This window comes from Plantactinospora endophytica (assembly GCF_016862915.1).
Lineage (GTDB): Bacteria > Actinomycetota > Actinomycetes > Mycobacteriales > Micromonosporaceae > Plantactinospora > Plantactinospora endophytica.
Genome location: NZ_BONW01000017.1, coordinates 200821 through 222819, shown reverse-complemented (window position 1 = coordinate 222819; position 21999 = coordinate 200821). Strand labels below are relative to the sequence as shown.

The window sequence follows — 21999 nt, the reverse complement described above, 5'->3', positions numbered from 1 at the left end:
CGTGGCGATCGGTCAGGCCGTGGCGATCGGTCAGGCCGTGGCGATCGGTCAGGCCGTGGCGATCGGTCAGGCCGTGGCGATCGGTCAGGCCGAGCCGACCCGGCCCGTGGGATGCGCCTGCGGGCCGGCGTCGCCGTCCGGCCGGTCGGCGTCGAGCAGGTTCTCCAGGTACGCCGCCACGCCGTCCTCCTCGTTGCTCGCCGTCACGTCGTCGGCGATCTCCAGTACGGCCGGGTGCGCGTTGGCCACCGCCACCCCACGGCCGACCCAGGTGAGCATCGGTACGTCGTTCGGCATGTCCCCGAAGGCGAGCACGTCGGCGGCGTCCAACCCGTGCTGGGCGCAGTACCAGGCCAGCCCGGCAGCCTTGGTCACCCCGGCCGCCGAGATCTCGATCAGCCCGCTGTACGACGAATGGGTCGCCTCGGCCAGCCCGGCCAGCGCCCCGGCGACCACCTTCACGAAGACGTCCGGGTCCTGGGCACCGGCCCGGGCCAGCAGCTTCACCGCCGCGACGGCGTGCAGGTCCGCCGCGGCGTCGATCATCCGGATGTCGGGGCTGCCGCGGTCCCAGTTCAGCGGAAAGTCCACCTCGTGCCGGAACTCCCGGCTGTCGGTCACCTCGACCGCGAAGCTCACCCCGGGCACCTCGGCACGGAGCCGCTCGACCACCTGGGCGAGCAGTTCGGGAGCGAGCGGATCGGCCCGGAGCACCTGGTCGGCGACCGGGTCGTAGACCACCGCGCCGTTGGCGCAGACCGTCGGCAGCGGGGTGCCGAGCTGGTCGTAGACGTGCCGGAGCCAGCGGATCGGGCGGCCGGTCACCAGGGCGACGTCGACGCCCCCGGCGGAGATCCGCGAGATCGCCTCGACGGTACGCGGACTGACCGTCTTGTCCGCCCGCAGCAGCGTGCCGTCGAGATCCGTGGCCACCAGCCGGGGTAGTCGTCCCATCAACGCGAGAGTAGTCGATCGAGGTAGACCGCCACGCCGTCGTCGTCGTTGCGCAGGGTCACCTCGTCGGCGGCCCGCCGTACCGTCGGGTGGGCGTTGGAGACCGCCACCCGCCCCCAGCCGGCCCATTCGAACATCGGCAGGTCGTTCGGCATGTCCCCGAAGACCAGCACCTCGGCGGGGTCGACGCCGAGGGCCTGGGCCACCACGGCCAGCCCGGTCGCCTTGTCCACCCCGGGCGGGCAGATCTCGATGAACCCGAGGCCGGCCTGGGTGACCGACGCCTGATCCGCCGGTACGACCCGGCGGGCCGTTTCGAGCAGGGTGTCCACGTCGTGGTCGGGCGTACGGGCAAACGCCTTGATCACGTCGTTGCCGAGACAGTCGATCCGGGCCCGTGCCTCGAACCGGTCCTGGTACGGCCAGGTCGCGTCGAAGTCGCCCCACAGCGGCGCCCCCGGGGCGTCCAGCGCCTCGACCATCACGGTCAGCGGTCCGACCTCGGCCTCCAGCGCGCGCAGCAGCTCGGCCAGGGTGGTGCCGGGCAGCCGCTCGTCCCGGAGGATCACCGGGCCGGCCGGGTCGGTCTGGTCGACCACCCGACCGCCACCGGCCATCACCAGGAAGTCGGCGGCCCGGATGTCGTTGCGGGTGAGTTCGGCCAGCCGGGGCCCGCGTCCGGTGGCACCCACCACCGGGATTCCGGCGGCCCGCACCCGGTCCAACACCTCGTGGGTGTAGGCCGAGACGGTCTCGTCGGTACGCACCAGTGTGCCGTCGAGGTCGGTGGCGATCAGCTTCGGCAATCCGGGTCGGGGCATGGCTCCTCCTCCAACCCCGCGCCCGCCGGGCGTGGATGACCTGCCGGAACCTGCTGCTACCGGGTCAGCCGGCGGTGACGGGGCAGCAACCGTATCTCACCTTCTGGGGTGGCTCCATGACTTTTGTGTGAAGTGCTCTTCACCGGCAGGGTTCACTTCGGTTCGAGTACGTCCCGGCCGCCGAGGTACGGCTGGAGGGCCTTGGGTACCCGTACCGAGCCGTCCGGTTGCTGGTGGTTCTCCAGGATCGGCACCAGCCAGCGGGTGGTGGCCAGGGTGCCGTTCAGGGTGGCGGCCATCTGCGGCCGGCCCTGTTCGTCCCGGTAACGCACGTTCAGTCGGCGAGCCTGGAAGGTGGTGCAGTTGGAGGTCGAGGTCACCTCGCGGTAGCGGCCCTGCGACGGTACCCACGCCTCGCAGTCGTACTTGCGGGCCGCGCTGCTGCCCAGGTCGCCCGCTGCCACGTCGATCACCCGGTACGGCAGCTCGACCTTGGTCAGCATCTCCTCCTCCCAGGCCAGCAGCCGGAGGTGCTCCTCGTGCGCCTCCTCGGGCCGGCAGTAGGAGAACATCTCGACCTTGTCGAACTGGTGCACCCGGATGATGCCCCGGGTGTCCCGGCCGTACGACCCGGCCTCCCGGCGGTAGCAGGACGACCAGCCGGCGTACCGGACCGGCTGGGCCAGGTCCACGATCTCCCCCGAGTGGTACGCCGCCAGCGGCACCTCGCTGGTGCCGACCAGGAACAGGTCGTCGGCCTCCAGCCGGTAGATCTCGCTGGCGTGCGAGCCGAGGAAGCCGGTGCCCTCCATCGCCTCCGGCTTGACCAGCGACGGGGTGATGGTCGGGATGAAGCCGTATTCGACCGCCTGGGTGATCGCGAGTTGCAGCAGGCCGAGCTGGAGCAGCGCGCCCACCCCGGTCAGGTAGTAGAACCGGCTGCCGGAGGTCTTCGCGCCGCGCTCGACGTCGATCGCCCGCAGCGCCTCGCCCAACTCCAGGTGGTCGCGCGGGTTCTCGATCTCGGGCCGGGTGCCGACCTCGCGGAGCACCACGAAGTCGTCCTCGCCGCCGGGCGGGGCGCCCTCCTCGACCACGTTCGGGATCGCGTACTGCGCCTGGCGCAGTGCCGCCTCGGCCGCGCCGACCGCCGCCTCGGCCGCCTTCACCTCGCCGGAGAGTTCCTTGGTCCGGGCGAGCAGTTCGGCCCTCTCCGCCGGGTCGGCCTTCGGCATCCGCTTGCCGAGCTGCTTCTGCTCGGCCCGCAGCGCCTCGAAGCGCCCAACCGCCGAGCGCCGCTCCTCGTCGGCCCGCAGCAGGTCGTCGACCACGGACTCGGACTCGCCCCGGGCACGCTGGCTGGCACGTACGGTGTCCGGATCGTCGCGGAGCAGACGCAGGTCAATCACGAGAACCGAGCCTACCGGTGCGTGCCGGGGCGGGTGTATCGAGATACGCCCGTCCCGGGCCGTCAGCGCGGGCACGGTCAGCCGTCGCCGCCGCGCCGAGCCGGTGCCGACGGAGCGCCGGTCAGTGCGCGAACGGCTTCGTCGGGGTCACCGTCAGGTCGATCGGCGGCGGACGGCCGTCATCGTCGTCGGGTACCTCCGGCGCGGAGGCCGCCCGGGGTCGCCGCCACGGCCAGTCGGACTCCTCCTGCGGCGGCACCTGTCCGGTCGGGGCGGGCGTGCCCGGCTCGGCGGCCGGTGCCGGCTCGGCGGCGGAACGCCGGACGAAGCGCCCGGCGAGCAGCAGGGCCAGCCCGAGCCCGCCGGTGCCGACGTACGCCATCACCAGGCCCTGGCCGTACTCGATGGTCATCCCGTCGAGTTGGCCGTACATCTGCCAGCGGTCGGCCAGGGTGTCGAGCGAGCCGGCGGTGGCGAACAGTACGCCGAGCACCGCCCCGGCCACGGCCAGCCCGGCGACCCGGGCGTCGTGGCGTACCCGGGGCGAGCCGAAGAACACCAGTGCCAGGCAGCCGACCACTCCGAAGACCCCGACCAGGTACGCCGTGCCGAACCCCGACATGTCCGCCACACCGCTGCCCAGCGTGACCGAACTCTCGGCGCCCTCGACCGTCATGCTGGTGACCGCCCAGTCGCCGACCAGTGAGGCGAAGACCGCCCCTGCTCCGGCCACGCCGACCACCGGTACCAGCCGACCGTCCCGACCGAGCCGGTGCAGCATCAGCCCGGCCCGCCCACCGGTACGCGGTGGGTCGCCCCACGACACGACGCCGGCACCGTCCGGTGTGGTGTCGGTGGCCCCGCCCGACGGCGCCGGATCCTCCCCGCCGGCGTCCCGACGTCCGTCCGGACCCTCCCGGCGGGGGACGGATCCGTCCTGGCGCGGGATGGAGACGTCGTCGGGCATCGCTGACCCCTTCCACGGCGGGCTCCTGGATCGATGATGGCACAGCAGGGGCCGACCAGCGCCGTGGCGCGGGCCGGGTGATCCGCGTCCCGGGCCGGGGTCGTCGCGCCGGGGGTCGCTTTGAGCTAGCGTCGGCACCATGCCTATCCGCACCGCATCCGCCCGCTGGCAGGGCAATCTCACCGAAGGTTCCGGCACGATCCGCACCGGCAAGGGCGGACTGCAGGGGAACTACTCGTTCAAGTCCCGCTTCGAGGAGGGCGAGGGCACCAACCCGGAGGAGCTGATCGGTGCCGCGCACGCCGGCTGCTTCTCGATGGCCTTCTCCAAGGCCCTCGCCGACGCCGGATTCACGCCGACCTCCGTCGAGACCACCGCCCAGGTGCACCTCGACAAGACCGACGCGGGCATGACGGTGACCCGGATCGACCTCGACACCGTCGGCGACGTGCCGGGGATCGACGAGGCCGAGTTCAACAAGCTGGCCGAGGCCGCCAAGGCGGGCTGCCCGATCTCCCGGCTGCTCTCGCCGGGTGCCGAGATCTCGCTGAACGCCCGCCTCTCCGCCTGATTCTCCCGGCGGGCTCCCCGCCACCCGTCCTCCGGTCGCGGTGGTCAGGGCGCGATCCGGCGTACCGCCGCGTGCGGCGCCGTCGGCCCTGATCATCGCGATCGCCCGTGCCGGTCCGGTACGGCACAATTGGGCGGTGCCGGTCGAGATGAACCGCGAACGTTTCGAGGAACTGGTCGCCGAGGCACTCGACGAGGTGCCGGAGGAACTGCTCAACCTGATGAGCAACGTCGTCATCCTGGTCGAGGACGACTCGCCAGCGGACGGCCCCGAACTGCTCGGCCTGTACGAGGGCCACGCGCTGACCAGCCGGGGCTGGGACTACGCGGGCGTACTGCCCGACCGGATCTTCATCTACCGCCGGCCGATCCTGCGGGTCTGCGACACCGAGGACGACGTCGTCGAGGAGGTCGCGATCACGGTCGTGCACGAGATCGCCCACCACTTCGGCATCGACGACGACCGGCTGCACGACCTCGGCTGGGGCTGACCACCGGAAACGAACACACCCCGGGAACTGCCTGGTTGCGCCGGTTGCCTACCCTCGGTCCTCCACCCGTCAGGAGGCACGTGATGCGCAGCGCGCTGTTCTCGGCAGAGAACCTGGAGAAGGAGTCCCACCAGCCGGGCATGCGGCTGCAGAACTCCAAGATGTTGAAGATCGAACTCAACGGCGAGGCGATGGCCCGGGTCGGCTCCATGGTCGCGTACCAGGGGCAGGTGCAGTTCCAGGCACTGGGCTCGGGCGGGCTCGGCAAGTTTCTCAAGCAGAAGCTGACCGGCGAGGGCGTACCGCTGATGAGGATCAGCGGGCGGGGCGACGTCTTCCTCGCCGACTACGCCGCCGACGTGCACATCATCGACCTGGAGCCGGGCGACGCACTGTCGATCAACGGCTCCAGCGTGCTCGCCTTCGACTCCACCCTGCAGTACGACATCAAGATGGTCGGCGGCGCCGGCATGATGTCGTCGTCCGGCCTGTTCAACTGCGTTTTCAGCGGCTACGGCCGGATCGCCATCACCACCAAGGGCACCCCGGTGGTGCTAAACGTCGACGCGCCGACGTACGTCGACCCGCAGGCGGCGGTCTGCTGGTCGGCGAACCTGCAGACCGGCTACCACCGGGCCGAGCAGCTCGGCCTCGGCACGCTGCTCGGCCGGCGTACCGGTGAGGCGTACACGATGAGCTTCGCCGGGCAGGGCTTCGTGATCGTGCAGCCGTCCGAGGAGCCGCCGATCCAGGGCATGGGCCGCCAGGAACAGAGCGGCGGCGGCGGACTGCTCAACCAACTGCTGGACTGACTCCGGCTGCTGGACTGACTCCGGCCTTCGGGGCGCCCGGTCCGGGCGCCCCGAGCCGTCGGTTCAGGCGAGTTCGCCGGTCCGCAGCCGGGAGAGCCAGGCCGCCGCGTCGGCGTAGTCGCCGTCGGAGAGCCCGGCCGGCGCCGGGACCGGCCGCTCGGCCATCGCCGTGGTCCCGCGATGCCTCGGGTACGACCCCAGGAAGCGCACCTCCGCACAGATCCTGCGCAGCCCCTGGAGCGCCTCGCCGACCCGGTCGTCCGCGACGTGCCCGGTGCAGTCCAGGAAGAAGGCGTACCTGCCGAGCGCCTCGCCGGTGGGCCGGGACTCGATCCGGGTCAGGTTGACCCCGCGTACCGCGAGTTCCATCAGCACGGCGAGCAGCGCACCGACCCGGTCGTGCGCGATGTAGACGGCCAGCGAGGTCAGGTCGTCGCCGGTCCGGGGCGGCGGTGGGCCCGGCCGGCTGAGCAGCACGAACCTGGTCACCGCGTCGTCATGGTCGGCGATCTTGTCCGCGAGCGTGGCCAGCCGCTGCCGGCCGGCGCTGATCGGCGCGCAGACCGCCGCGTCCTGCTCGCCGTTCGCCGCCGCGGCGGCTGCCGCCGCGTTGGAGAGCACGTCCACCACCACCGCGTCGGGCAGGTGCTCGCGCAGCCAGCGCCGGCACTGGGTGGACGCCTGCGGATGGGCCGCCACGGTGTGCACCTCGGCGAGGCTCCGGCCGGCCGGGGCGGCGAGCACGAACTCGACCGGCAGCACCACCTCGCGGGTGATCACCAGCGGCTCGCCGTCGACCATCTCGTCGAGGGTCACCGCGACGGCGCCGCCGATGGAGTTCTCCAGCGGTACCAGTGCGGCGTCGGCGTCACCGGCGCGTACCGCGTCCAGCGCCTCCGGAACGCTGCGCGCCGGCGTACGCGAGCCGCGTTCGGCGGCCGGGATGGTCCGCAACGCCTGCTCGGCGAAGGTCCCCTCGGGTCCGAGGAAGACGAAGCGGGTCGGCGGTGTTCCGGGCATGCCGTCCAGCCTACAAACCGCCGCCGAACGGCGGGGGCGCGTCACACACCCTCGTCCGGAGTATCGGCGGCGCCTCGGCCCGGACGGTGATGTTGCAGACGTCGGAGCCGGCGGTGACCAGCCGCAGGTTGCCGGGCCGGCCCCGGGTCACCGCCTGCAACGGCTCCCGGTCGGCCATCGACACGACGCTGTACTGCCAGTCCTCGACGCAGAGCGGTCCCGTGTCGAAGGTGACCCGGCCGGATCGGGGCAGGTTCGCGGTGCGACGCAGCAGTGCGATCACCTGGTCCCGGCTCGGTCGGCCGCCCGGACACGCGGCCAGCCCGCTGGGGCTCGGCGTCGGCGTCGCCGGCAGGCTCGGCCCGGGCGTCGGTACGCCGCTCGCGGTGGCCGTCGGGGAGGGCGTCGGCCGGGTGGGGGTGGCCTGCGGCTGTTCGAGTTCGGGCGGCACTCCGCAGGCCGCCGTCAGGGTGAGGCAGCCGGCCAGGGCGAGCGGGGCGGCCAGCCGGGCGAGCGGGGCGCCGACGGCACGGCGACGGCCGGTGGTGCGGTCGGGCGACGGGAGACGGAGCACGGCCGGGTCCTCGGGCATAGATGGCTGCCGTGGGTGGTGCGGCGGATGGCCCCGCCAATGGTAGGGCGTCGCGATCATCGACCCCGCCTCAGGTGGTGATCCGGTGTCCGAACTGCCGCAGCGCCTCCAGCGCCTCGGCTAGCCGTACCGAGGGGACCAGCAGGTAGTCGGTGTCGTACGTCGAGAACGCCACGATGTTCACCCGGGCGTCGGCCAGCGGCACGACCAGGGAGGCGAGGATCCCGGTCAGGGCCAGGTCGAGCGGACCGGCCACCCGCAGGCAGCGCCACGGGGTCTGCACGGTGGCGTCGGCCGGCACCTGGTCGGCCGGGCAGATGATCGACAGTTCGTCGCCGGTCCGGGTGACCGACACGACGCCGGAATCCGCCGGAGGGTTGAGCAGACCGGCCGGCACCGGTGAGCCGGCGGGGAGCCGGCACACGGCGTACTCCTCCGGCAGCAGAGCGATGTCCAGCATGAGGAGACCCTACGGGGGCTGCGGCATCGGCCCAAGACCGACGCCCGGTCGGAACGCCGGATCGCGACGTGCGTCACCCGCCCGGCCGCTGCTCGGACCTCCGCGACGGGCGATGTTCAACCGCCCGAAAGGCGACGTTCAGGGCTGCCCCGCGAACGGCGCCGTGTTCGGGGTGGCCCGGGAGAGGCGGCGGCTCGGGCTGCGGCGCGAGACGTGGGCGCTGCGGCCGGCTGGCGAGAGGTGGTGCTCAGACTTCCGAGAAGAAGGTCAGCGAGCCGGCGACCTGGCCGTCGGTGAGGATCGGCGTGGCGATCGCGTCGACGGTGGCGTCCGGCCCCTCGATCTCGGGGCACCGCACCCGGAGCAGCCCGCGGGCGAGCCGGCCCGAGTGCAGGGCGAGCAGCGGTGGGATCTTGTCGACGTCCTGCTCGGTGAGGTCGCCCCGGGCGGCGGTGAAGTCGAGCAGTCGCAGCTCGCTGCCGAGCAGCGGCCGGCCGAGCGCGTCGAACGGGCGGCCGAGGCCGAGCAGTTGGCAACAGGATGTGGAGACGGCGGCGATGGTGGTGTCCCGGTCGATCAGCAGGCACGGCTCGGCGGCTGTGGAGACCGTCTCGGACCACCGGCTGAGGCCGTCGAGGTGGCCTCGACCGTCGACGTCGTCGAAGCCGGTGGACCCGTGCTCCAGCGACGAGGTCGCCTGGGTCGGGAATGCCTCCGAGATCGAGAGCTCGACGTGGGCCACCGCGCCTCCTATTTGCCGCACCACACCCCACGCTATCCGGTACGTCCCGGGAGTCGCGACCCCCGCGGTGTACCGGCAGGTGAGGCCGTTCCGCAGCCCCCGCCGGTGCGGCCCACACCCCGCGCCCCCCGGGGGCGGCGGCTGGGCGCCGCCCGACGGGTGGCGTCGGATCGTGACGCTACCGGCGACCGGCGGCCTTGTCAGCCGCCGTTCGGCCCTCCTCGTACCACCGGTAGTCCGCCGCCGAGCGGTACGGGGCGTTCAGCCAGGTGGAGGGGGACTGGGCGACCCGGGACAGCTTCTCCGCGGTGGCGGCGCTGATCCGGTTGCCGCCCGCGACGAGCAGCCGGTCGAGTTCCCGGTGGGTCGCCACCAGGCACTCCTTGGGCAGTCCGTACACGCTGATCACGCCGGAGCCGACGAAGGTCAGCACCGGGGTGACCGGGATGGTCAGGCCGACCGCGTTGGAGAGCGCCTTCGCGGCCCGCTTCGCGTCCCGCCGCGCCTCCGACACGTACGCCGGTCGCTTGCCGTTGATCTGCACGACGTCCCCGGCGATCAGCACCCGGGACCGACCGTGGTCGGCAACGGTGACCGCGAAGAGGCCGCTGGGGCCGATCGCGAGGAAGCCCGCGCGCTCGTCCCGGGACCGGTAGTCCAGGTCGAGCATGCTCGACTCGGTCATCTCGGTACGCGGCCAGTCGACCACGTGCCACGATGGACCGAGGTGGTCGAGTCGGCTGAGCGCCCGGGCACCGGCCGCCTCGATCCGGCGGGTGTCCCGCTCCTGGCGGCGTCGACGGGCCCAGTCCATCGGGGTGGGTCGCACGGCCTCCAGGGTAGGAAGCGGGTTGCCCGGCGCGGGTGGGAGGGCTCGAGCGGCGGGTACTGCTGAGCGTGCAGGAAAGACAGTCATCGTGACCTCCGGCAAAAGGTCCCTCGAAGTTATCTCCTCACTACGGTACGTGGCCAGTCCTAGGGGTCGGCAAGTCGAAGCGCCGGAGTGAGTGTGGATGAATGCCCTATTCACCCAAAGCCCTTTTTCCCGGATGGCGCCAACTGCTGCCCTACGCTGCGAAGATGACCCATTTCGTGGACAGCGAGGTTGGGCGTCTCGGCACCGTACTCCTGCATCGTCCCGGACCTGAGCTCGCCCGACTCACGCCCCGGAACAACGACTCGCTCCTCTTCGACGCGATCCCGTGGGTCGGGCGGGCGCAGGAGGAGCACGACGCCTTCGCCGCAGCGCTGCGGGAGCGCGGCGTCGAGGTGCTCTACATCGGAACCCTACTCGCCGAGACGCTGGCCGTGGCCGACGCGCGGGCCGAAATGACCGAGCGGGTACTCGACGATCCCCGACTGGGCGACACGCTGCGGCGGCGGGTCGCGGCACACCTGTCGTACCTCGATCCGGCTGCGCTGGCCGGGGTGCTGATCGCCGGCCTCGCCCATGAGGAACTGCGGCTCGGCGGCCGGGGCGGCGGCCTGGTCTACCGGCTGATGGACCGGCTCGACTTCGTGATCGACCCGCTGCCGAACCTGCTCTTCACCCGCGACTCGTCCACCTGGATCGGCGACCACGCCGCGGTGACCAGCCTGGCCATGCCGGCGCGCGGCCGGGAGACCAGCCTGACCGACGCGATCTACCGGCACCACCCCCGGTTCGCCGGTACGTCCTTCGTGTACGGCCCCGGGCTGGAGCACCTGGAGGGCGGCGACGTACTGCTGCTCGCCCCGGGGGTGCTGGCCGTCGGGGTCGGCGAGCGGACCACCCCGGCCGGGGCGGAGCGGCTGGCCCGCCGGGTCTTCGACGCGGGGCTGGCGCACACCATCCTGGTGGTGCCGATCGCCCAGGAGCGGGCCACCATGCACCTGGACACCGTCTGCACGATGGTCGACGTCGACGCCGTGCTGATGTACCCGAACATCGCCGACACGCTGTCGGCGTACACGGTGGTGGCCGGTGCGGACGGCGATCTCCAGCTCGACGGGCCGGCCCCGTTCCTGCGGGCGGCGGCGGACGCGATGGACCTGGACACGCTACGGGTGATCGACACCGGCCTGGACCCGGTGACGGCGGAACGCGAGCAGTGGGACGACGGCAACAACACCCTCGCGCTGGCGCCCCGGCTCTGCGTCGCGTACGAGCGGAACGTGGAGACCAACGCGCAGCTCGAACGGGCCGGCGTCGAGGTGATCCGGATCGCCGGCTCCGAACTCGGCTCCGGTCGGGGCGGCCCCCGCTGCATGTCCTGCCCACTCGTCCGTGAACCGCTGCGGGGTCGCCCTACTTCCCTGAAGTAGGGCGTTCCAGCGCCCTGTGAAGCCACTACTCCAGGGAAAGAGCGCGATCTCCGGCCCACGCTGACGAATGCTAGACGCAGCAAACGAAAGCCATTACGATAGTTTCGGTGAGGGAAGAGATGAACGCGGCCACCCTCCGGCAGGAGACCTATCTGCCGGAGGGTGGTGGCGAGGTCGCCGAGGTCTACGACTTCCTGAAGGCTCACGAGGAGGCCGGCAGGGGCCGTCCGGGGCCGCGCTACTTCCTGGCCGGCGCCGAACCCGGCGATCAGGTAGAGCTTCCGTCCGAGGTCTACAAGGTGCTTCGGCAGGTCGTCGAGGCTCTGCGGCAGGGACTTGCGGTGACGGTCGCGCCCCTGACGCAGACGCTGACCACGCAGCAGGCTGCCGATCTGCTCGGCGTCAGCCGGCCCACCCTGATCAAGTTGCTCGACCAGGGCAGGATTCCCTTCGAACGGGCGGGTACGCATCGCCGAGTGCTGCTCCGAGATCTCCTCGCGTACCGAACACGCCGTCGGGCCGAGCAGTACGAAGCGCTTGCTGCGACAAGTGTCAGTCTGGATGACGAGGACGATCTCGATACCGCTCTGGAGCACTTGCGGACAGCACGACAGGCAATTGCCCGACGGCGACGGGGGGAAATCGGGTCGTGACGCAGCGGTGAAGTGCTGACAAGATTCGATGGTGTTTACGGCACTCCTGGACACCTGCGTCCTATGGCCGAGTCTTCAGCGCGACTTCCTGCTCTCGCTGGCAATCGAAGGTCTGTACAGGCCGGTGTGGAGTTCCGTCGTCCTGGAGGAACTCGAGTGGCACGAGGCAGCCAAGCTGATCAAACGAGGAAACGATGAGGACGCAGCCCGCCAGCGAGCCGAGGCCCTCGTCCGCCAGCTACGTTCTGCCTTCGAGGACGCCGAGGTTCAGGGCTGGGAAGGACTGCAAGGCACGTACGGACTTCCTGACCGTGACGACGAACATGTCGTGGCAGCGGCTGTTGTCGCGGGTGCGGGCGCCGTCGTCACGCACAACGTGAAGGATTTTCCGCACGACAGAATTCCCGCCGGCATTCAGGTACTCCAGCCGGCGGAGTTCGCCACGAACACCGTCGCTGTGGATCCGGTGCAGGCACGCGCTGCGGTGGCGGCAATCGCCAGCCGCTCAGGCAGAAAGGGTCCCTTCCTGACCGAGGACGATGTTCTCGACAGCCTTTCCCGTCGCTATGGCATGACACGTGCGGTCGAACTCATGGCGCAAGTCGACCTTCGGAAACAGGGATGACCGTCTGGTCCGTCCGGTCGAGGTTGCGGGCTAGCGGAGTGTGAGTTGGCGGCCGAGCAGGCCCTGCTTGGCGCGCCGGCCTGCCGCATCCAGCGGGGTCGGGTCGGCGAGAGCCGTGGCGTACCGCTTGGCGAAGTCGGCCAGCGGGGCCTCCCAGGACTCGGGCGCGGCGTCGCGCGGGATGTCCCAGACCGGTACGAGCCGGCCGTGCGCCCGGAACATGCCGGCGAACCGGGTCTCCGGGCCGAGTGGCAGCTCGCCGACGGCGGAGAGCCGGGACAGCGCGTCCAGCGCGGCGTCCTCGTCGTCGGGGAGTACCCAGCGGACGTGGCTCTTGTCGCTTACCTGGCACCAGTACGCGGCGGGCGCCGCGGCCAGCCGGACGGTCGGGTAGATCGAGGCGTTGGCGCGTTCGAGAGACGCCTTCACGTTGGGGTCGTCGGCGGCACCCGTGTCGAGCCAGAACTCGAAGCCCTCGTGCATGGTGACGTCGAGCGGGCCGTCGACCAGTACGTCCGGCAGCCGGGGACCCTCGCCGGGCAGCGCCGGCACCGACACCGTGCCGCCGGGCTCGGTACGCAGTGCACAGAGCAGCGCCTCGGCCAGGTCCCGGGAGACGTCGCCGGACTGCACGTGCCGCTGGAGACCGATCATGATCCGGCCGTCCGCCTTGGTGATCGCGGGCGTGGCCATCGGCAGCACGGTGGCCAGGGTGACCGGGCGGTCCCCGAACTCCTCGACCAGGTGGGGCGCGAGGGTCAACGGGGCGGAGGCCGCCGGCACCAGTTCGCGGAGCGCGATCCACTCCGCCTCGTCGGTCAGCCCCTCGAAGGGGCGGGGTACGAAGATGTCCCGTACCTTCTGCCGCTTCTCGGACCGGTTCTCCCCGCGCGCGGAGCTACTGGCGTCCGCCGTGGCGGACCGGGAAATCTTTCGACGCTTGCCCACGGCGAGACAGCCTAGGCGCTACCGCGCAGGCGTGGACACCGGGCGGCGCCAGCGGCGGGTCGCCCGCCGAGCACCGCGCGCTCCGGCGGCTGGCGGGAGTAGGTGCCGGGGGTGGCGGGAGCGCGTCAGTGGACGGCGAGGGCGTGCCGGGCCGGGTGGACCAGCCGGGCCCAGACGCTCTGGCCGAGCCCGTCGCGTTCGACCCCCCAGTCGGTGGCGAGCGCGGCCACCAGGAACAGTCCCCGGCCGTCGGCCGCGTCGGGCCCGACCCGCCGGATCCGGGGCGGTCCGGCCGCGCCGCCGTCGGTCACCCGGATCTCCACCAGGTCGGCGGTCGGGCCGGTACGCAGCAGCCAGGTCAGCCGGATCATCCCGCCGGGCAGCGGTGCGGCGTGCCGTACGGCGTTGCCGAGGAGTTCGGCGGCGACCATCTCGGCATCGCCGACCAGGGCTCTCGGCACCGTACCGTCGAGTTCGGTTCCGAGCCGGTGCCGGGCGGTACGCGCCCCCTCGGCGTGCTGCGGCACCAGCAGGCACCACGACCGTTCGGTCGAGACCCGAGCCATCCCAGATGCCTCCTCGGCGGACCACCGGGGCACGGCACCGCCGGTCGATCTCGGTTCAGCCTCGGGGCAGCCGGACCTCTGCGACCGTACCGCCACCTTCACGCGGGCGGAGGGAAACCCAGCCGTTCTGCCGCTCGACGATCCGGCGGACGAGATAGAGGCCCAGGCCGGCGCCGGGATAGCGACGCCGGTCACCCGACTCCCCCTGCCAGAACCGTTCGAATGCGCGCTCCACATGCTCGGGACGTACCCCGATTCCCCGGTCGCTCACCCGGAATGCCACGGTCCGTCGGTCGGCCTCGGCGGTCAGCAGCACCGGCGAGCCGTCCGGCGAGTACTTGCCGGCGTTGGTGGTGAGTTCGGTCAGCACGGTGGCCAGGCTGGCCCGGTCGCCGAGCGCCTTCGGCAGGTTCTCCGGAAGCTGGATGACCAGCCGGTGACGCAGTTCGGCGGGGAGGTCGGCGGCGGCGGCGCGGAGCGTGTCGAGCAGGTCGAAGGGGATCGGCGGGGAGCCGCCGACCGGGCCGGCGTCGTTGGTGGTGGCGAGCAGCCGGTCCACCAGCCGGGCCAGTTCGCCGGCCCGCTGGCCGATCACCCCGGCCGCCTGCCGCCGGTCCGGGTCGGGGAGCGACTCCCAGTGCGTGCCGAGCGTGTCGGCGTACCCCTTGATCACGGTGACCGGGGTACGGAGTTCGTGGCTGGTCACCGCCACGAAGAGGTCCCGGTCGTGGTCCCGGATGTGCTGGTCGCTGCTGTCCCGGAAGGTGACCACCCGGGCCGATGCGGTGCCGGGCAGTTCGCCAGAAGTGATCTTGAGCCATCGCCCGTCCGGCAGCCGGTGGTCGAGCACCTGGCCGGGCGGCGGCACCGGGAACGGCAGCGGATGGTCGAGCAGCTCGGCGGCGCGCAGCCCGGTGACCTTCTCGGCGGCCGGGTTCCAGAGCTGGACGGTGCCGTCCCGGGTGACGACCGCCAGCCCGTCGGCGAGCGCCGCGACCACCGTGCCGTCGCCGTGTACCGGCAGGCCGGCCTGGTCGCCGTACATGTGCGCGGCGGTGGCGGCCAGGAAGCCGAGTACCGACCGGTGCTCAGGGTCGGCGGGGCGCTCGGCGTCCGGGTACAGCGCGTAGAGGTTGCCGATGGTCAGCCCGCCGATCTCCACCCGGGCGGCGAGCAGGTGCCGCAGCCCGCGCCCGTCCAGCTCCACGGCCAGGTCCGGCGGCAGGACGTCGACGCTGATCGCCCGGACCCCGGGGCCGCAGAGCGACTCGTCGGCCGGCTGTTCGAGGCTCGGGATCGGCCGGCCGACCGCCCAGTCGAGTTCACCGGTGCCGGAGACCACCCGGCCGCCGTTCGGGCCGAACTCCACGAACGCCATGCCGGCCGCCCCGAGCGCCCGTACGGCGACCAGCACGAGCTGGTTGAGCACCGGGAGGCCCACCTCGCCCGCGTTGAGCATCTCCATCACGTGGGCGTGGCCGGCGACGAGGCAGGGGTAATCGGGGCGCTCCGGCATGCTCCGAGTCTGCCCGTTCACCGCCGCTTTCGGCAGTACCGCCACCCGTCCCGGGACCACTTGTCGATCTTCAGCTAGCTGGTGGGGCTCACCGGCCTAGCCGGTCGAGGACCATGGCGGGGCGGTCGGTGATGATCCCGTCCACCCCGCAGGCCAGGGCCAGATCCAGTTCGGGAGCGTCGTTGACCGTCCAGACGTAGACCCGGTTGCCGGCCCGGTGCAGGGCCGGGACGAGCTGCGGTCGGGTGCGCAGCAGCTTGAGGCTCGGGCCGGCGATCCGGGCGCCGAACGGCAGCCGGCCCCGGCGCAGCCCCGGCGGCGCGACCTCCAGCAGCAGTACCGTGGACAGCCGGGGCGCGAGCCGGCGGATCTGGCGTACGGCCAGCGGGGAGAAGGACATCACGGTCGCGCGTACCGGATCGTCCGGCCGGGGATCGGCCAGCCCGTGCCGGCGCAGCATCGCGACGAGCCGGCGCTCGACGCCGGAGCCGTACCGGGCCGGGTGTTTCGTCTCGATCAGCAGCTCGACCTCGCGGTCGGCGGCCCGGACCGCGCGGAGCAGGGCGTCCAGGGTGAGTAGCCGGGTCCGTTCCGGGTCCGCCGGCAGGCCGCCGTCGGGCGCGGTCCGGTCGTGCCACGAGCCGTAGTCGAGCCGTTCCAGCTCGGCCAGGGTGTACGCGCCGACCGGCCCCCGCCCGTTGCTGGTCCGTTCCAGCCGCCGGTCGTGTACGCACACCAGGTGCCCGTCCCGGCTCAGCCGTACGTCGCACTCCAGCCCGTCCGCACCCTCGGCCAACGCCCGGACGTACGCCGCCAGGGTGTGCTCCGGCAGCGCCGCCGAGGAACCCCGGTGCGCGAAGACCAGCGGGCCGGTCCCGAACCCCGGCACCCGGGGCCGAGGGGCCGGCCATCCCGGCTCACCCGTCGCGCTCACGGTCTTCGCCGACCTTCGGACACCTCACCCGCCGACCCTGAACGGAACTCGGACGACTCGGCTCGCACGGAACTCGAACGATTCGGACAGTACTCAGATAACCCGGGCCTGGTGCCCGTCCTCGCTGGCCAGCGGGCGGCCGGCGGCGGCCCAGTCCCGCATCCCGCCGTCGAGGTTGCGCACGTTGTCCCAGCCGTTGTTCATCAGATAGCCCACCACCTGGGCGGACCGGCCACCGGAGCGGCAGACCACGACGACGTCGCCGTCGGAGGGGATCTCGGACATCCGCGCGGGGATCTCCATCATCGGCAGGTGGTGGGCGTCGGGCGCGTGCCCGGCCGTCCACTCGTCCGCCTCCCGTACGTCGAGCAGGTAGGCGTCGGCGGGTACCTCGGCGGCGGTCACGGAGGGCAAGTTGGCTGCGAACACGGTTACCAAGGGTAGAGCCTCGCCGGGGTACCGCCGCAATCTAGAGCCGGTTGACCCACTTCGGGTGCTGTCGTGCCCAGTTGTCCAGGTCGGCGCCGTGCATCGCGCCGAACAGGGTAGTTGCCGGCTCGTCCAGCAGGACGTACGAGACTCCGTCGATGTCCTCCGAGTGGGACGGAAGCTGGATCCCGCGCAGCGCGTCGGAGCGGATCCGGCGCAGGCCGAAGATCAGCTCCTCCAGGGGTACCCCGTTGGTGTCGACGGTGAACGACGAGCCGATGGCCCGGATCACCTGGTCCATCCGGAGCGGGTTGCGCAGCATGTCCGTGGTGGTGGCCCGGTCCATCATCGCCCGCAGCAGTTGCTGCTGGTGCCGCTGCCGGTCGAAGTCGCCGTTCGGCAGGTCGTAGCGCTGGCGGGCGTAGTCCAGCGCCTGCGGGCCGCTCATCTGGTGGCAGCCGGCCTCGAAGACGTGCCGGGTGTGTATCGAGCGGACCGGGGTGTCGACGCACATGCGTATCCCGCCCAGCAGGTCGATGGCGCGCTGGAAGCCGGCGAAGTTGACCAGGGCGGCGCCGTCGAACCGGATTCCGGTGAGCCGGGTCAGGGTCGCCGAGAGCAGCCGGGTGCCGCCCTGGCCACCGCCGCCGTACTGGAACGCTGAGTTGATCTTGTCGGGTCCGCCGGGCCAGCCGCTGGCCGGCGCGGGCGGGATCTCGACCAGCAGGTCCCGGGGTACCGAGATCAGGTAGGCCCGGTCCAGCCCGGCGGGCAGGTGGGCGATCATGATGGTGTCCGACCGCTGGTCGGCGCCGGGGTCGGCGCTGGGGCGCTCGTCGGAGCCGACCAGCAGGTAGTTGAGCGGGCCGGCGACGTCGCCCCGCTCGCCCCGGGCGGCCGGATCGAGGAGCAACTCCTTGACCACGCTGTTGTCGTAGCGGTTGGTCAGCATGTGCAGGCCGGCGCCGCCGGCTCCGGAGATCAGCAGCAGCACCAGGCCGAGCCCGAGCGCCACCTTCGCCCAGGCGGGCGCCGGCCGCCGGTGCCGCCGCGCGCCCTCGGACCCGCCGGTACGGCCGGCGGTCACGTCGCGTCCTGGCTGCCCGGGTTGGTCCGGAACCGCCCGTTTGGGTGTGAACGTGACCCCTCCCCGGACCGACTGGGTGAAGCTTCTTCACCTCAGGCTAGGGGCCCGGTTTGAGCGTTCAGTGGCTTTTGGCATTTTCGCTGGCGCTGCCAGCCGCAGCCAATCCGATGCTGCGGACTACCTGTCCGGTGTGTGCCCGACTACCGGCGCCGGTGTACCGGAACCCTGTCCGGTGTGCCCGGCCCGGTGTGCCGGGTTGACCTGCCCGGTGCGCCGGGCTACTTGCTCGGGGCGAGCACGGTCGGATTGCTGATGATGAACTCGTCCAACCTGTCGTTCTTGACCGCGGTGAACATCTGCTGGCTGATCGGCTTGAGGGTCTCCCGGCCCTCGCCGTTGCCGCTGAAGTTGCCGTCGTTGGTACGCAGCAGCACCAGGTCGTTGGCGGCCACACCCCGCATGGTGAAGATGAAGTTGGCGATCGGCGTGCCGCCGGTGTCCAGGATGAGTGCCTCGCCGGCCGCCTTCATCAACGCGTTGAGCTTGCCGATGTCGGTCATCACGCCGTCGCTCATGGCCTTCTTGGCCATCGCCTTGATCAGTTGCTGCTGGTTCTGCTGGCGGTCGTAGTCGCCGTGGGTGAGGCCGTACCGCTGGCGCGAGTAGTCCAGCGCCTCCCAGCCCTCCATCTGCCGGCAGCCCTTCTTGTGCACCACCGGCTTCTTGGTGCCGCTGACCTTGTCGGCCTCGTGGTTCCACATCGGCTTGCCGTTGACCATCTTCATGTGGTGCGACTTGACCTCCTGGCGCACGCACATCGGGATGGTGCCAAGGGCGTCAATGATCTTCTTGAAGCCGCTGAAGTTGATGATCGCCGCGCCGTCGAAGCTGATCCCGGTCAGCTTGTTGACGGTGAGCGCCATCAACTGCGCACCGCCCTTGAGCCCGCCGCCGTTCTGTGCGCCGTGGTAGAACGCCTCGGTCGCCTTGGCGGTGCCGCCGCCGTACTTGCTGGTCTTGAACGCCGGCACCTGCACCTCGGTGTCGCGCGGGATGGAGAGCAGGTACGCCTGGTCGTGGGTGGCCGGGATGTGCAGCACGATGATGGTGTCGGCGCGGACGTTGTCGGCGTCCAGTCGGGCCCGCGCGTCGATGCCGAGCAGCAGCAGGTCGATTGGGCCTTCGAGGTCCTCGCCGCCCTCGGCGTCGGACTTGCTCGCCGCGCCGAGCAGGTTCTCCTGCTGGATGGTGCTGGTGGCCTGGTCGATCACGACCCGCATGCCGACGATGGCGACTCCGCTGGAGAGCATCAGCACCGCGCCGAATACCAGCGTGAGGCGGGCCCAGAGCGGGGTCTTGCGGCGCCGGGCGTTCTTGCCCCCCTTGCCCCTGCTCCCCTTACCGGTCGGGCCGTTCGGCCCGTCCCAGTCGTCGAGAGCCGCGACGGGCGCGACGGACGAGGCCGCACGGGCGGACTGGGCCGTCGAGTTGGGCCGTGCGGGACGTCGGCGGGATTGCACCGGCATGCCTGCTCCAGGGTCAGGGGTGGGGGACCGGGACGCCGTGACATGGTGCGGACACCGGCCAGTCGCCCCGAATTCAACTACGTTACCTGCTCCTGTTCATCTACGGGTACGCGCGCGGATCGGTTCAACCGCCGCGCACGCGACTCGACCCGGAAGTCGGCGCGTGCGCGGCGTACGGCCGGTTCAGCCGCCGTTGGCCGGCTTGGGCGTCGGCGAGACGTTCGCCGTCACCCAGGCGTCCATTGTGTCCGATGCCATGGCCTTGTACATGGCCAGCGCCTTCTCCCGGTTCGACACCACCACCGACTCGCCGTTGATGGTCTCGCTGCCGTTGTGCGGGCTGGTGATGAACTGGAGGTTCTCGCCCCGCAGGTTGCGGAACTGGACGGCCATGTCGACCAGGGAGAAGCCCTCGTCCACGGTGACCGCGCCGGTGACCGACTTGAGGAAAGCGTTCAGCTTGCCCGGGCTGGTCAGCGTGCCGCTGCTGGCCGCCTTGTCCATCAGGGCACGCAGGAACTCCTGCTGGTGACGCATCCGGGCGAAGTCGCCGTCCGGGAACTGCTTCCGCTGCCGGATCCAGTCCAGCGCCTCGGCGCCGTTCATGTGGTTCACGCCCTTGGTGAACTTCCGGTACGGCTTGTGGATCGAGGTGATGTTCCGCTCGACCTTCAGGTCGACCCCGCCCAGTGCGTCGGTGACCTCCTTGAAGCCGGCGAAGTCGATCGCCATCACGTGGTCGATCCGGACGTCGGTGAAGCACTCCACGGTGCGTACGGCCAGCGGCAGGCCGCCGAAGGCGAACGCCGCGTTGATCTTGCCGCGTTCGCCGCTGCCGCAGTCCGCCTTGGCGTTCTCCGGGATCGGCACGTAGAGGTCCCGGGGCACCGAGACCAGGTACGCCTTGTCGTGGCTGGCCGGGATGTGCATCACGATGATGGTGTCGGCCCGCCACTTGCTGGACTGGTCGACCGGGGCGTCCGGATCCCGCGAGTCGCTGCCGACCAGCAGGATGTTCAGCGCGCCGCTTACCGACTTGGGCCGACCACCGGCCAGCTCCGAGAACGGGTCGGTCCGGGCCAGGTCGTTGTCGAGGCCGCGGACGTAGAGCCAGAGGCCGCCGCCGGCGAGCAGGCCCAGCACCAGCACCGCGACACCTGCCACCAGGGCGATCCGACGCCAGTTCGGGCGGGGACCGCTCCGGCCCGGCCCGCCGGGGAGACCGGGGCCGCCAGGACCGCCGGGGCCACCGCCGCCGGGACCGGCGGGGAAGTCGCGTGGGCGGGCCTGACCTGGTACGCCCACGTGGGCCCGGCCGGAGATCCGGCTCGACCCGGAGGGCTGACCCGGGCCGGGCACCGACGCCCGACCGGCGGATCCGCCGGCCGTCATCCGGGATTGGCTGTTGGCCGCGTTCGGGGGAGGGCTCTCGAACATGCCCTCAGGGTACGTAGCGGATCCAAGGAACCGCTGTGTGCCACGGCCCGGCTGGCCCGGACCCGGTATCCTGCGCTACCCCGCCAGACGCTGGCTGAAGTGCTCGATCGTCCGGCGCAGGCCGTCGGCCGGAGCCACCTCGGGCTCGTAGCCGAGCCGTTCGCGGGCCAGCGTCAGGTCCGGGCGGCGCATCTCCGGGTCGTCGGCGGTCCGGGTGATGTAGCTCACCTGGGACCGGCTCCCGGTCAGCGCGGCGATCGTCTCGGCCAGCTCCCGCATCGACACCTCGTGCTCGGTGCCGCAGTTGATCGGGCCGGTCTCGGTGGAGTCGAGCAGCAGCAGGATGCCCCGGACCAGGTCGCTGACGTAGCAGATGGACCGGGTCTGCGAGCCGGTGCCGTGTACGGTCAGCGGCTCGCCGCGCAGTGCCTGGGTGATGAAGGTGGGGATGGCCCGCCCGTCGTCCGGCCGCATCCGGGGCCCGTACGTGTTGAAGATCCGTACGATGCCGACGTCGAGCCCGTGGTAGCGGTGGTACGCCATCGTGCTCGCCTCGGCGAACCGCTTGGCCTCGTCGTAGACGCTGCGTACGCCGATCGGGTTGACGTTGCCCCAGTACGTCTCGACCTGCGGGTGCACCTGCGGGTCGCCGTACGCCTCGGAGGTGGAGGCGAGCAGGAACCGGGCCCGGTCCGCGACCGCCCGGTCGAGCAGGTGCAGGGTGGCCAGCGAGCCGACCCGGAGGATCTCGATCGGCAGCGAGGCGAAGTCGGTGGGGCTGGCCGGCGAGGCCAGGTGCATGATGGCGTCGAACCGCTCGGCGATGGCCGGGTGGTGCTCGGGCAGCCCCTCCGAGACGTCCGCCTCGACCAGGGTGAACCGGGGATGGTCCGCCAGATGGGCGACGTTCTCCTTCGACCCGGTGACGAAGTTGTCCACCGCGACCACCGTGCAGCCACGCGCGATGAGCGCGTCGACCAGGTGCGATGGGACGAATCCGGCACCGCCGGTGACGAGGATCCGGTGTTCCGCTCCGAAACGCTGGGCTACCACCATACGGCCAGCCTACCCAGATTGCTGATCTCCGGCTGGCCGAGGGACCCCCACCGGAGCCCTTCGGACGGGACAGACGGAAC

24 protein-coding genes are annotated in these 21999 nt (G+C 71.5%); 6 read left to right on the top strand and 18 right to left on the bottom strand.

Annotated features, from left to right (window positions below; all coding sequences use genetic code 11):
- Window positions 1-84: 84 nt before the first annotated feature.
- The 4 genes from Pen02_RS19415 to Pen02_RS19400 form a co-directional block, all read right to left on the bottom strand.
- The gene (locus Pen02_RS19415) at window positions 85-954 is read right to left on the bottom strand and encodes an HAD family hydrolase (RefSeq protein ID WP_203867489.1); all 870 of its coding nucleotides are present in this window, start codon (window positions 952-954) and stop codon (window positions 85-87) included.
- Entirely contained in the window at window positions 954-1775 is an 822-nt protein-coding gene (locus tag Pen02_RS19410) for an HAD family hydrolase (RefSeq protein ID WP_203867488.1), read from the bottom strand. The genes Pen02_RS19415 and Pen02_RS19410 overlap by 1 nt, the downstream gene beginning before the upstream one ends.
- A gap of 152 nt (window positions 1776-1927) precedes the next feature.
- Entirely contained in the window at window positions 1928-3184 is a 1257-nt protein-coding gene (serS, locus tag Pen02_RS19405; protein ID WP_203867487.1) for a serine--tRNA ligase, read from the bottom strand.
- A 121-nt stretch (window positions 3185-3305) separates the two neighbouring features.
- On the bottom strand, window positions 3306-4151 hold the full coding sequence (locus Pen02_RS19400) for a hypothetical protein (protein WP_203867486.1): 846 nt from the start codon (window positions 4149-4151) through the stop codon (window positions 3306-3308).
- Between the two features lie 139 nt (window positions 4152-4290).
- Between Pen02_RS19400 and Pen02_RS19395 the strand changes: the two genes are divergently transcribed.
- From Pen02_RS19395 to Pen02_RS19385, 3 genes are all read left to right on the top strand, one after another.
- Entirely contained in the window at window positions 4291-4722 is a 432-nt protein-coding gene (locus Pen02_RS19395) for an OsmC family protein (protein ID WP_203859424.1), read from the top strand.
- Between the two features lie 148 nt (window positions 4723-4870).
- Window positions 4871-5212 carry a metallopeptidase family protein gene (locus tag Pen02_RS19390; RefSeq protein ID WP_203867516.1) on the top strand — a complete coding sequence of 114 codons (342 nt, stop codon included), beginning with the start codon at window positions 4871-4873 and terminating at the stop codon, window positions 5210-5212.
- An 83-nt stretch (window positions 5213-5295) separates the two neighbouring features.
- Entirely contained in the window at window positions 5296-6024 is a 729-nt protein-coding gene (locus tag Pen02_RS19385; protein ID WP_203867485.1) for an AIM24 family protein, read from the top strand.
- Between the two features lie 63 nt (window positions 6025-6087).
- Here Pen02_RS19385 and pheA read toward each other — a convergent pair whose 3' ends face one another.
- The 5 genes from pheA to Pen02_RS19360 form a co-directional block, all read right to left on the bottom strand.
- On the bottom strand, window positions 6088-7044 hold the full coding sequence (gene pheA / locus Pen02_RS19380) for a prephenate dehydratase (RefSeq protein WP_203867484.1): 957 nt from the start codon (window positions 7042-7044) through the stop codon (window positions 6088-6090).
- A 10-nt stretch (window positions 7045-7054) separates the two neighbouring features.
- Window positions 7055-7618, bottom strand: a complete 564-nt coding sequence (locus tag Pen02_RS19375) for a hypothetical protein (RefSeq protein ID WP_239140964.1) — start codon at window positions 7616-7618, stop codon at window positions 7055-7057.
- Between the two features lie 88 nt (window positions 7619-7706).
- Window positions 7707-8096, bottom strand: coding sequence for an ACT domain-containing protein (locus Pen02_RS19370; RefSeq protein WP_203867483.1), 390 nt, complete (start codon window positions 8094-8096; stop codon window positions 7707-7709).
- 247 nt (window positions 8097-8343) lie between these two features.
- On the bottom strand, window positions 8344-8781 hold the full coding sequence (locus Pen02_RS19365) for a PAS domain-containing protein (protein WP_239140963.1): 438 nt from the start codon (window positions 8779-8781) through the stop codon (window positions 8344-8346).
- Window positions 8782-9016: 235 nt separating this feature from the next.
- Window positions 9017-9754: a hypothetical protein gene (locus tag Pen02_RS19360; RefSeq protein ID WP_203867481.1), complete on the bottom strand. Its 738-nt coding sequence runs from the start codon at window positions 9752-9754 to the stop codon at window positions 9017-9019.
- A gap of 164 nt (window positions 9755-9918) precedes the next feature.
- On the opposite strand from Pen02_RS19360, the gene Pen02_RS19355 reads away from it, so the two are divergent.
- The 3 genes from Pen02_RS19355 to Pen02_RS19345 all read left to right on the top strand — a co-directional run bounded on the left by Pen02_RS19355 (window position 9919) and on the right by Pen02_RS19345 (window position 12420).
- Window positions 9919-11142 carry an arginine deiminase gene (locus tag Pen02_RS19355; protein WP_203867480.1) on the top strand — a complete coding sequence of 408 codons (1224 nt, stop codon included), beginning with the start codon at window positions 9919-9921 and terminating at the stop codon, window positions 11140-11142.
- A gap of 107 nt (window positions 11143-11249) precedes the next feature.
- Entirely contained in the window at window positions 11250-11795 is a 546-nt protein-coding gene (locus Pen02_RS19350) for a helix-turn-helix domain-containing protein (RefSeq protein ID WP_203867479.1), read from the top strand.
- Window positions 11796-11826: 31 nt separating this feature from the next.
- On the top strand, window positions 11827-12420 hold the full coding sequence (locus Pen02_RS19345; protein WP_203867478.1) for a PIN domain-containing protein: 594 nt from the start codon (window positions 11827-11829) through the stop codon (window positions 12418-12420).
- Window positions 12421-12450: 30 nt separating this feature from the next.
- Here the strand turns inward: Pen02_RS19345 and Pen02_RS19340 are convergent, their stop codons facing one another.
- From Pen02_RS19340 to Pen02_RS19300, 9 genes are all read right to left on the bottom strand, one after another.
- A complete protein-coding gene (locus Pen02_RS19340) occupies window positions 12451-13368 on the bottom strand; it encodes a DUF5926 family protein (RefSeq protein WP_203867477.1) in 918 nt (305 codons plus the stop codon).
- Window positions 13369-13493: 125 nt separating this feature from the next.
- Window positions 13494-13934 carry an ATP-binding protein gene (locus Pen02_RS19335; RefSeq protein ID WP_239140948.1) on the bottom strand — a complete coding sequence of 147 codons (441 nt, stop codon included), beginning with the start codon at window positions 13932-13934 and terminating at the stop codon, window positions 13494-13496.
- A gap of 55 nt (window positions 13935-13989) precedes the next feature.
- Window positions 13990-15450, bottom strand: coding sequence for a sensor histidine kinase (locus tag Pen02_RS19330; protein ID WP_203867476.1), 1461 nt, complete (start codon window positions 15448-15450; stop codon window positions 13990-13992).
- Window positions 15451-15538: 88 nt separating this feature from the next.
- Window positions 15539-16339 (bottom strand): glycerophosphodiester phosphodiesterase, encoded by an 801-nt coding sequence (locus Pen02_RS19325; RefSeq protein ID WP_203867513.1) that lies wholly within the window; start codon window positions 16337-16339, stop codon window positions 15539-15541.
- A gap of 138 nt (window positions 16340-16477) precedes the next feature.
- The gene (locus Pen02_RS19320; protein WP_203867475.1) at window positions 16478-16813 is read right to left on the bottom strand and encodes a rhodanese-like domain-containing protein; all 336 of its coding nucleotides are present in this window, start codon (window positions 16811-16813) and stop codon (window positions 16478-16480) included.
- A 40-nt stretch (window positions 16814-16853) separates the two neighbouring features.
- Window positions 16854-17900, bottom strand: a complete 1047-nt coding sequence (locus Pen02_RS19315; RefSeq protein ID WP_443678482.1) for an LCP family protein — start codon at window positions 17898-17900, stop codon at window positions 16854-16856.
- Window positions 17901-18178: 278 nt separating this feature from the next.
- The gene (locus tag Pen02_RS19310; protein ID WP_203867474.1) at window positions 18179-19426 is read right to left on the bottom strand and encodes an LCP family protein; all 1248 of its coding nucleotides are present in this window, start codon (window positions 19424-19426) and stop codon (window positions 18179-18181) included.
- 183 nt (window positions 19427-19609) lie between these two features.
- Entirely contained in the window at window positions 19610-20863 is a 1254-nt protein-coding gene (locus Pen02_RS19305) for an LCP family protein (protein ID WP_203867473.1), read from the bottom strand.
- A gap of 75 nt (window positions 20864-20938) precedes the next feature.
- A complete protein-coding gene (locus Pen02_RS19300) occupies window positions 20939-21919 on the bottom strand; it encodes a UDP-glucuronic acid decarboxylase family protein (protein WP_203867472.1) in 981 nt (326 codons plus the stop codon).
- Between the last annotated feature and the right edge of the window lie 80 nt (window positions 21920-21999).

Coding starts and splice junctions, on each gene's coding strand:
- Pen02_RS19335 (WP_239140948.1), bottom strand. CDS start 13,934: ATGGCTCGGGTCTCGACCGAACGGTCGTGGTGCCTGCTGGTGCCGCAG.
- Pen02_RS19360 (WP_203867481.1), bottom strand. CDS start 9,754: ATGACTGTCTTTCCTGCACGCTCAGCAGTACCCGCCGCTCGAGCCCTC.
- Pen02_RS19330 (WP_203867476.1), bottom strand. CDS start 15,450: ATGCCGGAGCGCCCCGATTACCCCTGCCTCGTCGCCGGCCACGCCCAC.
- Pen02_RS19300 (WP_203867472.1), bottom strand. CDS start 21,919: ATGGTGGTAGCCCAGCGTTTCGGAGCGGAACACCGGATCCTCGTCACC.
- Pen02_RS19310 (WP_203867474.1), bottom strand. CDS start 19,426: ATGCCGGTGCAATCCCGCCGACGTCCCGCACGGCCCAACTCGACGGCC.
- Pen02_RS19390 (WP_203867516.1), top strand. CDS start 4,871: ATGAACCGCGAACGTTTCGAGGAACTGGTCGCCGAGGCACTCGACGAG.
- Pen02_RS19370 (WP_203867483.1), bottom strand. CDS start 8,096: ATGCTGGACATCGCTCTGCTGCCGGAGGAGTACGCCGTGTGCCGGCTC.
- Pen02_RS19395 (WP_203859424.1), top strand. CDS start 4,291: ATGCCTATCCGCACCGCATCCGCCCGCTGGCAGGGCAATCTCACCGAA.
- Pen02_RS19355 (WP_203867480.1), top strand. CDS start 9,919: ATGACCCATTTCGTGGACAGCGAGGTTGGGCGTCTCGGCACCGTACTC.
- pheA (WP_203867484.1), bottom strand. CDS start 7,044: ATGCCCGGAACACCGCCGACCCGCTTCGTCTTCCTCGGACCCGAGGGG.
- Pen02_RS19385 (WP_203867485.1), top strand. CDS start 5,296: ATGCGCAGCGCGCTGTTCTCGGCAGAGAACCTGGAGAAGGAGTCCCAC.
- Pen02_RS19400 (WP_203867486.1), bottom strand. CDS start 4,151: ATGCCCGACGACGTCTCCATCCCGCGCCAGGACGGATCCGTCCCCCGC.
- Pen02_RS19410 (WP_203867488.1), bottom strand. CDS start 1,775: ATGCCCCGACCCGGATTGCCGAAGCTGATCGCCACCGACCTCGACGGC.
- Pen02_RS19415 (WP_203867489.1), bottom strand. CDS start 954: ATGGGACGACTACCCCGGCTGGTGGCCACGGATCTCGACGGCACGCTG.
- Pen02_RS19305 (WP_203867473.1), bottom strand. CDS start 20,863: ATGTTCGAGAGCCCTCCCCCGAACGCGGCCAACAGCCAATCCCGGATG.